The 13,740-nt window shown below is 73.6% G+C and carries 11 protein-coding genes and 1 pseudogene; 6 read left to right on the plus strand and 6 right to left on the minus strand.

The window, feature by feature from the left end; translation table 11 throughout:
- Window positions 1-60: 60 nt before the first annotated feature.
- Window positions 61-747 carry a hypothetical protein gene (locus tag AUV08_RS04140; protein WP_041104933.1) on the minus strand — a complete coding sequence of 229 codons (687 nt, stop codon included), beginning with the start codon at window positions 745-747 and terminating at the stop codon, window positions 61-63.
- Between the two features lie 110 nt (window positions 748-857).
- On the opposite strand from AUV08_RS04140, the gene AUV08_RS04145 reads away from it, so the two are divergent.
- The gene (locus tag AUV08_RS04145) at window positions 858-1,718 is read left to right on the plus strand and encodes a phosphatase PAP2 family protein (protein WP_061867145.1); all 861 of its coding nucleotides are present in this window, start codon (window positions 858-860) and stop codon (window positions 1,716-1,718) included.
- A gap of 126 nt (window positions 1,719-1,844) precedes the next feature.
- Here AUV08_RS04145 and AUV08_RS04150 read toward each other — a convergent pair whose 3' ends face one another.
- From AUV08_RS04150 to AUV08_RS04160, 3 genes are read right to left on the minus strand one after another with little or no spacing between them, the layout of a single operon-like run.
- Window positions 1,845-3,332: a dihydrolipoamide acetyltransferase family protein gene (locus AUV08_RS04150; protein WP_061867146.1), complete on the minus strand. Its 1,488-nt coding sequence runs from the start codon at window positions 3,330-3,332 to the stop codon at window positions 1,845-1,847.
- Window positions 3,329-4,378 (minus strand): alpha-ketoacid dehydrogenase subunit beta, encoded by a 1,050-nt coding sequence (locus AUV08_RS04155; protein WP_061867147.1) that lies wholly within the window; start codon window positions 4,376-4,378, stop codon window positions 3,329-3,331. The genes AUV08_RS04150 and AUV08_RS04155 overlap by 4 nt, the downstream gene beginning before the upstream one ends.
- A gap of 2 nt (window positions 4,379-4,380) precedes the next feature.
- On the minus strand, window positions 4,381-5,583 hold the full coding sequence (locus tag AUV08_RS04160; protein ID WP_036339448.1) for a thiamine pyrophosphate-dependent enzyme: 1,203 nt from the start codon (window positions 5,581-5,583) through the stop codon (window positions 4,381-4,383).
- A 188-nt stretch (window positions 5,584-5,771) separates the two neighbouring features.
- Here AUV08_RS04160 and AUV08_RS04165 point away from each other — a divergent pair, with 188 nt between their 5' ends.
- Window positions 5,772-6,245 carry an Lrp/AsnC family transcriptional regulator gene (locus AUV08_RS04165; protein WP_036316705.1) on the plus strand — a complete coding sequence of 158 codons (474 nt, stop codon included), beginning with the start codon at window positions 5,772-5,774 and terminating at the stop codon, window positions 6,243-6,245.
- Between the two features lie 21 nt (window positions 6,246-6,266).
- Here AUV08_RS04165 and AUV08_RS12150 read toward each other — a convergent pair whose 3' ends face one another.
- Both AUV08_RS12150 and AUV08_RS12155 read right to left on the minus strand, forming a co-directional pair.
- Window positions 6,267-6,644 (minus strand): MFS transporter, encoded by a 378-nt coding sequence (locus AUV08_RS12150; protein ID WP_061873107.1) that lies wholly within the window; start codon window positions 6,642-6,644, stop codon window positions 6,267-6,269.
- A gap of 64 nt (window positions 6,645-6,708) precedes the next feature.
- Window positions 6,709-7,566, minus strand: a pseudogene (locus AUV08_RS12155) (MFS transporter); the annotation flags it as partial.
- Between the two features lie 65 nt (window positions 7,567-7,631).
- Here AUV08_RS12155 and AUV08_RS04180 point away from each other — a divergent pair.
- The 4 genes from AUV08_RS04180 (at window position 7,632) to AUV08_RS04195 (ending at window position 13,733) form a co-directional block, all read left to right on the plus strand.
- The gene (locus tag AUV08_RS04180) at window positions 7,632-9,122 is read left to right on the plus strand and encodes an NCS2 family permease (protein WP_061873109.1); all 1,491 of its coding nucleotides are present in this window, start codon (window positions 7,632-7,634) and stop codon (window positions 9,120-9,122) included.
- 102 nt (window positions 9,123-9,224) lie between these two features.
- Entirely contained in the window at window positions 9,225-11,471 is a 2,247-nt protein-coding gene (locus tag AUV08_RS04185) for a S9 family peptidase (protein WP_061867182.1), read from the plus strand.
- Between the two features lie 255 nt (window positions 11,472-11,726).
- Entirely contained in the window at window positions 11,727-12,347 is a 621-nt protein-coding gene (locus AUV08_RS04190; RefSeq protein ID WP_157554061.1) for a hypothetical protein, read from the plus strand.
- Between the two features lie 408 nt (window positions 12,348-12,755).
- Entirely contained in the window at window positions 12,756-13,733 is a 978-nt protein-coding gene (locus tag AUV08_RS04195; protein WP_061867152.1) for a 1,4-dihydroxy-2-naphthoyl-CoA synthase, read from the plus strand.
- Window positions 13,734-13,740: the final 7 nt, after the last annotated feature.

A 13,740-nucleotide genomic window follows, 5' to 3' on the forward strand; every position in this document is an offset into this window, starting at 1 on the left:
GCTCGGCTCCCGTTCCGACGGGCGCCGGCGGGGTGGGACTGTCTGTGTCGGCGCCGACGCTCAGACGGCGCGGAGGTAGCCGAGGGCTCGGGCCAGGTCCACGGCGCGGTCGTGGGCGCCGAGCACCCCCTCCAGGCCGGCGACGACGGCGGCCGTCACCTCCTCGGTGAGATGCCAGTCGGCGGTGAACGGGTCGTCGAAGCGCGCCCACGCCGTGCCCACGGCCGCGAGCGCGCGGGTCATCTCGGTGAGGTCCTGGAAGACCGGTCGCGGCTCGTCCAGGCGGTCCTCCCAGCCCTCGTCTCCCGGGGCCATGAGCACCTGGCCGGTGGAGGCCGCGTGGATGAACGGGTCGGCGCCCTGCTTGGCCACCACGGTCCAGTCGTCGTTCCAGTCCACCAGCAGCGCACCGGTTCGGGGGTTCCACCGGTAGCCGGCCTGCTCGTCCCACAGGCGGTCCAGCGGGAAGAACATCACGGGCAGGCCGAGGGTGTCGATCTCCAGCCACTCCGGTCCCACGTAGCGGTAGAAGTCGGCCAGGTCCGGGGCGAGGGGCTCCTCGGCGGCCCACTCGATGGGCTCCTGCCGGCTCAGCCGGCCGAAGGGGGCCAGGGCGTCCCGGGCGGCCAGCAGGTCCTCGGCCGAGAGACGGGGCCGGGCGCCCGGCTCGACGCCCGGGCCGTGAGCCGAGCCGGTGGAGTCGCGGAGGGCCGGGCGATGTCCGTGGGCGGGGGGCACGCGGGTCATGGCCCCAGGCTAGGCAGGCGGCTCAGGGGCGCGGAGGACGGGACGGCGACGGGGGCGTGACCGTCCGATGAAGCCTGCATGACGGCTGCGCGTCCGACACAATGGAACCCATGCCCCCCACCGCCCGCGCCCCCCGCCGCCTCCCCTCGTGGACGTGGTGGCTGGCGCTGGCCGCGTGCGTGGCCGGCGTCGTGCTGGTCTACGCCGCCCTGGTGTGGTCCTCCGCCGGCCAGGTGCTCGAGTACCAGGTGTTCCGCGCCGTCGAGGAGCGCTACGCGGACACCGTTCCGGACGTAGCCTCCCAGGTGGTGCGGATCCTGCCGCTCGGGCTGGCGGCCGGCATGGCGCTGGCCTCGCTCGGCGCGCTCGCCGTGGCCCGGTGGCGGCGGCGGGGGCTGCTCGCCCTCCTCGTCCTGGCCGGGTCCAACCTCACCACGCAGCTGCTCAAGGCGGCGCTTCCGCGGCCCGAGCACGCCGACGGGGTCCCATGGTCCGGCGGCAACTCACTGCCCTCGGGCCACATGACGCTCGCGACGGGCGCCGCTGTGGCCGCGCTGCTGCTCGTGCCCGCCCGGTGGCGACCGCTCACCACCGTCCTCGGCGCCGTGGTCAGCGCCTGCACCGGCGCCGTCGCCTACACGGAGGCCTGGCACCGGCCGTCGGACATGGCCGCCGCGTCGCTCGTGTCCGCCGCCTGGGGGCTGCTTGCCGTGCCGTTCGTCCGGTACGACGGCGCACCGCGGCCCGCACCGCGCGGCGCCCGCGGCGTGGAGGCCACGCTCTGGTCCCTGGGCGTCGCGGGCCTGGCGGCCGGACTGACGCTGCTCGCCCTCACCCTCGACACCCCCGCGACCAGCGGCGCCGGCCCCCACCCGGCGGCCGAGCCGGCCGGGATCCTGCTCAGCGCCTCCCCCGCGGTCCTGCTGTGGGGCGCACTCGGCACGGCCTTCCGCCGCGGCCGCGCGGACTGACCCCTCCCCGCACGCCCACCGCACCCCCACCAGACGACGAGCCCTGCGATGTGGCGGCCATCCGCGAGGAATGGCCGCCACATCGCAGGGCTCGTCAGGGGCTGAGGCGGGCCGGGATCCTCCGGATCAGATCCGCGCCAGGGCGGCCGTCGGATCATGGAGGCAGTCCGCCACGAACGTGAGGAACGCGCTCGCGGTGGCGCCGTCGGTGACGCGGTGGTCGAAGGTCACCGTCATCTCGGTGACCTTGCGGACCACGATCTCCCCGTCCACGACCCACGGGCGGTCGATGATCCGGCCGATGCCGAGCATCCCCACCTCGGGCACGTTGATGATCGGCGTGGCGCCGTCCGTGCCCAGCGGGCCGTAGTTGTTCAGCGTGAACGTGCCGCGGGTGAGCTCGGCCGGGGCGGCCCGACCCGCGCGGGCGCGGCTGACGGTGTCGTTGATCGCGGCGGTGAGCTCGTCCGCGGACAGCTTCTCCGCGTGCTCGACGGACGGCACCATGAGGCCGCGGTCGGTCTGCACGGCCAGGCCGAGGTGGACGCCGTCGACCTCCACGATCTCGTCCTTGCCGTCCGCCCCGGCCTCGATGCGCGCGTTCATCACCGGGTACCGGCGCAGACCGGCCAGGGTGAAGCGGGCGATCAGGCCGAGCAGCGAGGGCGCGTTCTCCGGGTCCTTCGCCTTGAGCGCGGCCCGCAGCTCGAGCAGGGCGGTGACGTCGACGTCCAGCCACGCCGTGACCTCCGGGACCTCGCGGCGCGAGCGGGAGAGCTGGTCCGCGATCACCTTGCGCACCCCCGTGATCGGGGTGCGGGCGACGACGGCCAGGCCGGTCCGCCCGTCCACGGCGCCCGGCTGCGCGGTGGCCGCGGCCGCCGGGGCGGCGGCCGACGGGGCCGGGGTCGGGGCGGTCTGCGGGGCGGATCCTTCGGCCGCGGCGAGCACGTCGGCGCGGGTGATCAGGCCGTCCGGGCCCGTGCCGGTCAGCGCGGCCACGTCCACGCCCTTCTCGCGGGCGAGCTTGCGGACGATCGGGGAGGTCACGCGCGGGGCGCCGGCCTCGGCAGCGGGGGCCGGCGTCGGGCGGGCGGCGCCGCGGCCGCGCTTGGACGGACGGCTGCGGGAGGTGGCCTTGTGGCCGGAGGTGCCGTAGCCGATGAGCACGGCGCCGGAGGCCTCGTCGTCGGAGCCGGCGACGTCGCCGTCGCCGCCGCGGGCCTTGTCCGGCTTCGGCTGGACGCCGGCCATCTCCTCCTCGCGGTAGCTCAGCGCGCCGGGGCGCGCGGCCTCGGCCGCGTCCGCACCGGTGGCCGGCGGGACGGCCAGGGACTCGGTGCCGGCGACGGGCGCGGAGCCCTCACCGGACTCGCCGGCCGCGCCGATGGTGATCAGCGGGCTGCCGACGTCCATGGTCTCGCCCTCGGCGCCGTGCAGGGTCAGCACGGTGCCGGCGTACGGGCTCGGCACCTCGACGAGGGCCTTGGCGGTCTCAACCTCGACCATGGGCTGGTCGACGGCCACGGTGTCGCCCTCGGCGACGAGCCAGCGGACGATGTCGGCCTCGGTCAGGCCTTCGCCCAGGTCGGGCAGCAGGAAGGTGTTGCTCATGCGCGGGCCTCCTCGGCGTCCAGGTCCCAGTTCAGGTCATCGATCGCGTCCAGGATGCGGTCGATGTTCGGCAGGTGGTGCTCCTCGAGCTTCGGCGCGGGGAACGGGATGTCGAAGCCGGTCACGCGGCCCACGGGCGCCGCCAGCGAATGGAAGCAGCGCTGCTGGATCCGGGCCACCAGCTCGGAGGCCACGGACGCGAAGCCCTGCGGCTCGGCGACGACGACGGCGCGGCCGGTCTTGGCGACCGAGGCGGTCATCGTGTCCTCGTCCAGCGGGTTCACGGTGCGCAGGTCCACGACCTCCACCGAGAGCCCCTCCTCCGCGGCCGCGTGGGCGGCGGCGAGGCAGGTGGGCACGGAGGGGCCGTAGGAGACGAGGGTGACGTCCGTGCCCTCACGGACGACGGCGGCACGCGCCCAGGCCTCGCCGTGCTCCTTCTTGTCCTCGACGCGGGCCCAGCCCTCCTCGAACTCGGCGCGCAGCTGGTCGAGGTCGAGCTCGGCCTTGGTCCAGTACATCTTCTTGGGCTCCATGAAGACCACCGGATCGTCCAGGCGGATGGCCGAGCGCAGCATCATGTACGCGTCCTTCACCGAGGCCGGGGTGTACACCTTCAGGCCCGGGGTGTGCGCGTAGTAGGACTCGGAGGAGTCGCAGTGGTGCTCCACGCCGCCGATGCCGCCGCCGTAGGGGATGCGGATGGTGATCGGCATGGGCGTGGCGCCCTTGGTGCGGTTGCGCATCTTGGCCACGTGCGAGGCGATCTGCTCGAAGGCCGGGTACGCGAACGCGTCGAACTGCATCTCGATCACGGGGCGGGCGCCGCCGAGGGCCATGCCCACGGCCATGCCCGCGATGCCGGACTCGGCCAGCGGGGTGTCGAAGCAGCGCTCCTCGCCGAAGCGCGTGGTCAGCCCGTCCGTGATGCGGAAGACGCCGCCGAGGGTGCCGACGTCCTCGCCGAACACCACCACCATGTCGTCGGCGGCCATCTCGTCGGCCAGCGCCGCGTTGAGCGCGGCGGCGAAGGTCAGGGTCGCCATGCTCAGGCCTCCTGGTTCTCGGAACGGGACAGCTCCTCGGCCAGCTGCGCGCGCTGGGCGGCGAGCTGCGGGGTCTGCACGGAGTAGACGTGGTCGAACAGCTCGAGCGGATCGAGCTCCGTCTCGGCGTTCATGGCGTCGCGCAGCTGCTGCGCGACGTCCTCGGCGTCGCGGGCGATCTGGGCCGAGACCTCCTCGGTGAGGGCGCCGGTGGACTCGAGGTAGGCGGTCATGCGGCGCAGCGGGTCGCGCGCCTCCCACTCCTTCACCTCGGCGTCGTCGCGGTAGCGCGAGGGGTCGTCCGTGTTGGTGTGCGCCTGCATGCGGTAGGTGTCCGCCTCCACGAGGAAGGGGCCCTGGCCCTGCCGGCACAGGTCCACGGCGCGGCCCAGCACGGCCAGCAGGGCGCCGAGGTCGTTGCCGTCCACGCGCTCGCCGGCCAGGCCGTAGCCCACGGCCTTGTGGGCCAGGGACGGGGCGGCCGACTGCTTGGCGAACGGCACGGAGATGGCGAACTTGTTGTTCTGCACGAAGAAGATCACCGGCAGCTTGAACACGGCCGCGAAGTTCAGCGCCTCGTGGAAGTCGCCCTCGGAGGTGCCGCCGTCGCCGACCATGGCCAGGCACACCACCTCCTCGCCGCGCAGACGGGCGGCCTTGGCCATCCCGACGGCGTGCAGCATCTGGGTGGTCAGGGGCGTGGACTGGATGGAGACGTGGTGCCTCTGGGGGTCGTAGCCCTGATGCCAGGTGCCCTGGTAGGCCACCATCACCTCGAGCGGCGGGACGCCGCGGGCGATCACGGCCACGGTGTCGCGGTAGGTCGGGAACAGCCAGTCGTCCTCGCCCAGGCAGACGGCGGCGGCGACCTCGGAGGCCTCCTGGCCGTGCGAGGACGGATAGACGGCCATGCGGCCCTGGCGCACCAGGGCGTAGGCCTGGTCGTTGACGCGGCGGCCGATGACGAGGTGGCGGTAGGCGGCCAGCAGCTCCTCGTCGGAGGGCAGCGGGTACTCGTGGCCGGGCTCGGTGCCCTGCTCCTCCGGGGCCAGCAGAGTGCCGTCCTCGCCGATCAGCTGGATGCGGCGGGCGGCGGGGAGCAGGTACTCCTCGAGGGAGATGCCGAAGGCGGCGCCGGCGTTCGGGCGGGTCTCGGCCTCGTCGGTCCGGGCGGCCCCGGGCACGGCGGGGGTGGGGTCACTCATGGCGGGTCCTCTCGATCTGTGGCCTTCAGTGTGCCCAAGAGGGTCAATGTGTCGCGCGCCCACCCGGGATCACGAGACAATCGGGCGCGAACCAGGCACTCCATCGGACGAACTGCTATTGTGACTCGTGCCACGTAGACGGTCCGCCGCCGCGTGGCCGACCCGTCCGCCCCGCCCCAGGAGGAGCCATGGCCGCCGAGCCGCTGGACCGCGTGGACCGCGCGATCGTCCGCGAACTGACGCAGGACGGGCGGATGTCCGTCGCGGCCCTGGCCGAGCGCGTGCACATCTCCCGCGCGCACTGCTACTCGCGCCTGAACCGCCTGCAGGACGCGGGCGTGATCACAGGCTTCACCGTGCGGGTCGACCCCGTCAAGGTCGGCTTCGGGGCCTCCGCCCACGTGACCATGAAGCTGCGTCAGCACGACTGGCGCGAGCTGCGCGCCACGCTCCTGGCCATCCCCGAGGTCTCCCACGTCTCCCTCGTGGGCGGGAACATGGACGTGATCCTGCTGGTCCGCGCGCGGGACACCGCCGACCTGCGCCGCGTGATCTTCGACGAACTGCAGACCCTGCCGAGCGTCGTCGACACGCAGACGTACATGGTCTTCGACGACCAGGCCTCCGGGCAGACCATCCCCCCGGACGAGACCGCCGACTGAGTCGACGGTCCGGCGCCCCGGTCAGCGGGAGCGCACGACGACGGGCGGCGGGTCCGCCACGGCCCCCGGCCCGCGCGGCAGCACCGCGGCGAACACCACCGCTCCGACCCCGCAGACGACCGCGAGGGAGCCGACGCCGACGGCCAGCCCGGCCGCGGCGGTCGCCCCGGAGAGCAGCAGCGGCCCGGCGAGCATCCCCGCGTCGGACATCGAGCGCCACAGGCCGAGGAACGGGGCGCGCGCGTTGGGCGGCGAGTGGTCCGCCCCGAGGGTCATCACGATCCCCGCGCCGAAGCCGTTGCCGATGCCCAGCAGCACCGCCGCCGCCGCGAACGCCGTCGGTTCCCGGGTGAGGCTGATCGCCAGGAACCCCGCCCCCAGCAGGGTCAGGCACGGCAACCGCCACGGCGCGCCGGCCGAAGCGGTCCATGAGCCGACCCGAGGGGTAGAAGAGCAGCAGGTCCGCCGCGCCGGCCAGGCCGAAGACGACCGACGCCGTCGCCGCGTCCAGGCCCAGGTGCGTGGCCCACAGCGGGATGACCGCGTTGCGCGCCGCGCGGGCGGCGGAGACGGCGACGACGCCGAAGCCGGCCGTGAGCAACGCCCCGCGCCGGGCGCGCGCCACGTCCAACAGGCGAGGTCGTCCGGCCGGGCCGGGCTCCTCCCCCGCCGCCAGACCGGGCGCCGGCACCGGCAGATCCCGGATCCGCAGACACAGCCCGGCACCGACGCCCATGGCCGCGGCGGCCGCGGCGAACGCGCCGTCCAGCCCGAGCGGCGCCTGCGCGGCGGCACCCAGGAACGGGCCCAGGAAGGTCCCGATCCGCACGGTCCCGCCGAGCGTGGACATCGCGCGGGCCCGGTGCGTGGCCGGCACCGCCACCGCCAGGTACGCCTGCCGGGCCAGGTTGAACCCGGCCCCGGCCATGCCCACGGCGAGCACCGCGGCCAGGAACAGCGCCAGCCGCCCCGGCTCGGCCACCCCGGCCGCCGACGGCCCGGAGGACACCCCGGCGGTCGTCGCCCAGGCCAGGCCCGCGCCGGCCGTGCCGAGCACCGCGGAGACGACCATGGTGACCCGCTCCCCCGCCCGGGCCGCGAGCGCCGAGGCCGGCCCGTTGGCCACGAGCGAGCCGAGCCCCACCAGCAGCACGACGGCGGCCGCCCGCGCCGCGTCCAGGCCGAGGGCCAGCGCCGCCACCGCGAGCGCGGGCGTCATGGCGCCCAGGCCGACGGCGTAGACGGTGGAGGGGGCGTAGATCTGCACGGCGTCGCGCAGCGCCTCCCGGGTGCGGGCGGCGGAGGCGGAGCGGGGACGCATGCCCGCGAGCGTAGCGGGACGGCACGCGCGCGATCGTCGTGGGACCGGGTCACTACGCTGGTGCCATGGCCTCCCGCACCGCCTCTCCACCGCCCTCGTCCGCCCCGTCCCCCGCCGCTGCCCGCGGCGCCCTGGACCGGTACTTCCGCATCACCGAGCGCGGCTCGTCGGTGGGCCAGGAGTTCCGCGGCGGCCTCGCCACGTTCCTGGCGATGAGCTACATCGTGGTGCTGAACCCGCTGATCCTGTCCGGGCCCGACTCGGCCGGGAACACCCTGGGCATCCCCGCCGTGGCCGCCGTGACCGCGCTCGTGGCGGGCGTCATGACCATCGTCATGGGCGTGTGGGCGCGGCACCCGTTCGCGGTGGCCGCGGGCCTGGGCGTCTCCGCGTTCGTCTCCATCACCATCGCCACGACGCCGGGGCTCACCTGGCCCCAGCTGATGGGCCTCGTCACCCTCGCCGGTCTCGTGATGCTGCTGCTCGTGGTCACCGGCTTCCGCCGCGCCGTGTTCGACGCGGTCCCGGAGGCGCTGAAGTCCGGCATCGTGGTGGGCATCGGCCTGTTCATCGCGCTGATCGGTCTCGTCAACGCCGGGTTCGTGCGGCGGCTGCCGGACGCCGCCGACACCACGGTCCCGGTGGGCCTGGGCACGGGCGGCGAGCTCGAGGGCTGGCCCGTGCTGGTCTTCGTCGTCGGGCTGCTGCTGACCGCGGTCCTCGTGATCCGCAAGGTGCGCGGCGCGATCCTGATCGGCATCGTCGTGGCGACGATCCTCGCCAACGTGCTGGAGGCCGTGTTCCACATCGGCCCCTCCGTGGACGCCGACGGGAACGCCGTGCCCACCGGCTGGTCCCTGATCGCCCCCTCCCTGCCCGAGTGGACCGCCCCGGACCTGCACCTGCTCGGCAGCGTGGACCTGTTCGGCGCCTTCACCTCCGTGGGCGGGCTGATGGCCTCCCTGCTCGTGTTCGCGATCCTGCTCTCCGTGTTCTTCGACGCGATGGGCGTCTCCGTGGGCCTGGCCCGCGAGGCCGGCACCGTGAACCCGGACGGCTCCATCCCCGACCTGAACCGGGTGCTCGCCGCGGATGCGCTCGCGGTCACCGTGGGCGGCGGCGCCTCCGGCTCGGCACACCAGATCTTCGTGGAGTCCGGCACCGGCATCGGCGAGGGCGCCCGGACCGGCCTGGCCTCCGTGTTCACCGGCCTGTTCTTCCTCGCGGCCGTGTTCCTCTCCCCGCTCATCCACCTCGTGCCGTTCGAGGCCGTGGCCCCCGCGCTCGTGGTGGTCGGGTTCATGATGTGCCAGCACGTGGTGCAGATCGACTGGTCCGACCCGGGCGCGGCCTTCCCGGCGTTCCTCACGTTCATCCTCATGCCGTTCACCTACTCGATCGTCAACGGCATCGGCGCCGGCGTGGTGGCCTACGCGGTGATCCGCACGGGCCAGGGCCGCGGCCGCGAGGTGCACCCGCTGCTGTGGTTCGTGGCGCTCGCGTTCGTCGCGTACTTCGGGCTCGGCGTGGTCCGGGCGGCCCTCGGCCTGAACTGACCCGCCACCCCCGACGGCGGCGCACCGGCCCGGTGCACCGCCGTCGTCGTGTGCGGCGCGGGGTGTCGGCCCCGCCCCGCGCGGCGTGATGGGATGGGCCGCATGCCCCAGACCACGTCGCACACCCCCGTCCCGCCGCCCGTCTCCGCCGAGCCCGTGACCCGCCGCCACCACGGCCACACGTTCCAGGACGACTTCGAGTGGCTGCGCGGCAAGGCGGAGCCCCGCGTGCTCGAGCACCTGGCCGCCGAGAACGCGTACACCGAGGCCGTGACCGCGGACCAGGCGCCGCTGCGCGAGGCGATCGTCGGCGAGATCAAGGCCCGCACGGTGGAGACGGACCGCTCCGTGCCCGCCCGCCGGGACGGCTGGTGGTACTTCGTGCGCACCCGCGAGGGCGCCGAATATCAGATCCACTGCCGCGTGCCCGCACGCGACACCGGCGACCTCGAGGCCGACTGGACCCCGCCCGTCATCACCCCGGACGCCGCCCTGCCGGGCGAGCAGGTGATCCTGGACGGCAACGCCGAGGCCGAGGGCCACCCGTTCTTCGCGCTCGGCGGCCTGCACATCAGCCCGGACGCCACCCGGGTGGCCTACGCCGTGGACCACACCGGCGACGAGCGCTTCACCCTGCGCGTGCGCGAGATCGCCACGGGCGAGGACCTGCCGGACGCGGTCGAGAACGTGGCCCACGGCGTCCGCTTCGACCGCTCGGGCACCCGCGTGTTCTACACCGTGTGGGACGACTCGTGGCGGCCGTACCAGGTCAAGGCCCACGTGCTCGGCACCGACCCGGCCGAGGACGTGCTCCTGCACGAGGAGGGCGACCCGGGCATGTGGACCGGCTTCGAGGGCGTGGCCGACCGCACCCAGCTGCTGATCGGCGTCGGCAACTCGGAGGTCTCCGAGACCCTCGTGGTCGACCTGCCGGAGGACCCCGCCGCGCCCCTGCCCGCCCCGCGCGTGCTGATCCCCCGCGCGTGGCGGATGCTCGCGGACGTCGAGCCCGTCACCGACGCCGACGGCGTCCGCCGGCTGCTCGTGGTCCACGACCGCGCCCTGGACGACGACGGCGCCCCCGTCGCCGCGCCCAACGGGATGCTCTCGGTGGTCGCCGAGGCGGACGTCGCCGACCGCGGCGCCTGGCGCACCGTCGTGCCCCACCGCGAGGACGTGAAGGTCGACGGCGTCATGGTCACCCTGACCCACGCCGCCCTGGCCGTGCGCCGGGAGACCACCCCGCGCGTCGTCGTCGCCGAGCTGGAGGCGGTGCTGGCGGGTGAGGGCGCCGACTGGCGCGAGCCCGCGTTCGACGAGGAGCTCTACGCGTGCCACCTGTCCGCGACGGCGGCCGAGTCCCCGTTCCTGCGCCTGGCCTACACGTCCTGGATCACGCCCGCGCGCGTGCTGGACGTCTCGGCGGCGACCGGCGAGGTGCACCTGCGCCGCGAGACCGAGGTGCCCGGCTACGACCCCGAGCGCTACGTGGCCGAGCGGGTGTGGGCGCCGGCGTCCGAGCCGAGCTCCGTCACCGGTGAGCCGATGCGGATCCCCGTCACCGTGATCCGGCGCCGCGACGTGGCCGCGGACGGGACGGCCCCGTGCGTGGTGTACGGCTACGGCTCCTACGAGATGTCCATGGACCCCGTGCTGGGTGTGGCCCGGCTGTCCCTGCTGGACCGGGGCGTGGTGTTCGCGGTCGCGCACGTGCGCGGCGGCGGCGAACTGGGCCGGCGCTGGTACGAGGACGGCAAGAAGCTGGCCAAGCGGCACTCCTTCACGGACTTCGTGGACGCCACCCGGCACCTCGTGGACCTCGGCTGGGCGGACCCGGCGCGCGTGGCCTGCATGGGCGGCTCGGCCGGCGGCCTGCTCATGGGCGCGGTGCTGAACCTCGCGCCGGAGCTGTACCGGGCGTGCCTGGCCGTGGTGCCGTTCGTGGACGCGCTCACCACCATCCTCGACCCGGAGCTGCCGCTGTCCGCGCTCGAGTGGGAGGAGTGGGGCAACCCGATCGAGGACGCGGCCGTGTACGCGGCCATGCGCGCCTACACCCCGTACGAGAACGTGCGGGCGGTGGACTACCCGGCGATCGCGGCCGTGACGAGCCTGAACGACACCCGCGTGCACTACGTCGAGCCGGCCAAGTGGGTGGCCCAGCTGCGGCGGACGGTGACGAGCGACCAGGCCACGCCCCTGGCCGAGGGCGGCGCCCCGATCCTGCTGCGCACCGAGATGGACGGCGGCCACGGCGGCGCGTCCGGCCGGTACCAGGGCTGGGAGGACACCGCGTGGGAGTACGCGTTCCTGCTGACCGCGCTGGGGGCCACGGAGCGGGTGGACTGACCGGCCCGCCCGGCGATCCGGCCCCTCTCTCCGGGGAGCTGCAGCCCTCACCGATTATCGAGGATGCCAGCGATACCCCTATGCTTTGAAGCACCGTGAATCGAACGCTGCGCTGACGCTGGGCAACCTGCCCGCCGGGCGGCTCCCCTGCCATCGGAGAAACCCATGTCCTTCACGGACCCTCAGTCACCCGCCTCGCCCCCTTCCCTGTCCCGCCGTACCGTGGCCCACGGACTGGCCTGGACTGTTCCGGCCGTGGCAGCCGCCGCCGCAGCCCCGGCTTTCGCCGTCTCATGCGCGAACCCGGCCGCGTTCACGGGCAGGTTCACCCAGGCCAACGTTTATGGGACGCCCCCGTCCACCTACACGTGGTCAGCCGCAGGCCGCACTCCCATCACCCTGTCCCTGAACACCGTCGCCGACATCGGCAAGTCTCTGAGGCCCGAGAACCTCACCTCGGCCGGCGGCATCAACCAGGGCTACAACGGACTCGGAGACCTGAGGGCGGACGGTCTGCTGCTCCAGCAGTCCGGCTCTGGCGGGCAGAGACTCACGATCACGTTCAGCCGCCCCGTGACCAACCTCCAGTTCACGATTGCCGACGTCGACTGGCTGCGCAATCAGTACCGTGACGCCATCGTGCTCGACCCCGAACCCACCAGCGTGACCAACGGCCCCCCCCTGCAGGGCAACGGGACGACCGGATCGCCCGTGAGGGCCGTGTCAGCCAGTGAGGTCAGGTCCGACACCGAGGCGAACCGGTCCGTGGTCACCTACGCCGGCCCGATCAACTCCTTCACTCTGTACTTCGCGTCCACCGATGGAACGACGGCCCAGCAGATCTTCCTCACCGGCCTGACCTTTTTTGCCTGCTGAGGTCGTCCGATTCAGGGAGGAGACCCCAGCCGCCCTCGCGCCTCTGGTACACAAGCTGGCCGATGGCCTGTTGCCACACGAGCACTTGGTCGGCTTCGCACACCCGGGCGCTTAGTCAATTTCCCCTCGAGCCCCGATTCTATTTGGGAACTGGGAATTTCCCAGAACACTTTCATTCGGGAAACGGGTGTTTTAAAGGGCAGGTTGAAGTGGTGGATGCGACAGGATTTGATGGAATAATCTGGAAAAGCGTGCTGCGTTTCTCTCCTGAGTTCGCCCAGACGTTTTGAGCGAGGAGCCCACGGCGGCGCCCGCCCGCGTCCGGGCACCGTCGCCGGCCCCCGTCCCCCACGGTGACACACATCACCTCGAGCGGTGGGGGTCCGGGGGACACCTAGACTCGATGCCATGACCCCGCACAGCCCCGAGCACCCGGACCGCGACCGCCTGCCCGAACAGGTCTCCGACATCTTCGACCCCACGCGCTGGCGCGTGGTCGAGGGCTTCGACTTCGAGGACCTGACCTACCACCGCCAGGTGGAGCGCGACGCCGACGGCCGGTGGGTGCGCGACCTGCCCACGGTGCGCATCGCCTTCGACCGCCCCGAGGTCCGCAACGCGTTCCGGCCCGGCACCGTGGACGAGCTCTACCGCGCCCTCGACCATGCGCGCATGACCCCGGACGTGGGCACGGTGCTGCTCACCGGCAACGGCCCCTCCCCCAAGGACGGCGGCCACGCGTTCTGCTCCGGCGGGGACCAGCGCATCCGCGGCCGCGACGGCTACCGCTACGCCGAGGGGGAGACGGCCGAGACCATCGACCCGGCCCGCGCCGGACGCCTCCACATCCTCGAGGTCCAGCGCCTGATGCGCACCTCCCCCAAGGCGATCATCGCCGTCGTGAACGGCTGGGCGGCCGGCGGCGGCCACTCGCTCCACGTGGTCGCGGACCTGACCCTGGCCTCCCGCGAGCACGGGAAGTTCAAGCAGACGGACGCCACCGTGGGCTCCTTCGACGCCGGCTACGGCTCGGCCCTGCTCGCCCGGCAGGTGGGCCAGAAGCGCGCCCGCGAGATCTTCTTCACCGCCCGCGAGTACTCGGCCGAGGAGATGGTGGCCATGGGCGCGGTGAACGAGGCCGTGGACCACGAGCGCCTCGAGGAGGTCGCCCTCGAGTACGCCGCGGACATCAACCGTCAGTCCCCGCAGGCCCTGCGCATGCTCAAGTTCGCGTTCAACCTTCCCGACGACGGCATGGCAGGCCAGCAGGTGTTCGCCGGCGAGGCCACCCGCATGGCGTACATGACGGACGAGGCCGTGGAGGGCCGGGACGCGTTCCTGCAGAAGCGCGACCCGGACTGGTCCGCCTTCCCGTACCACTTCTGACCGACCA

Source organism: Micrococcus sp. CH7, assembly GCF_001595485.1.
GTDB classification, from domain to species: Bacteria; Actinomycetota; Actinomycetes; order Actinomycetales; family Micrococcaceae; genus Micrococcus; species Micrococcus luteus.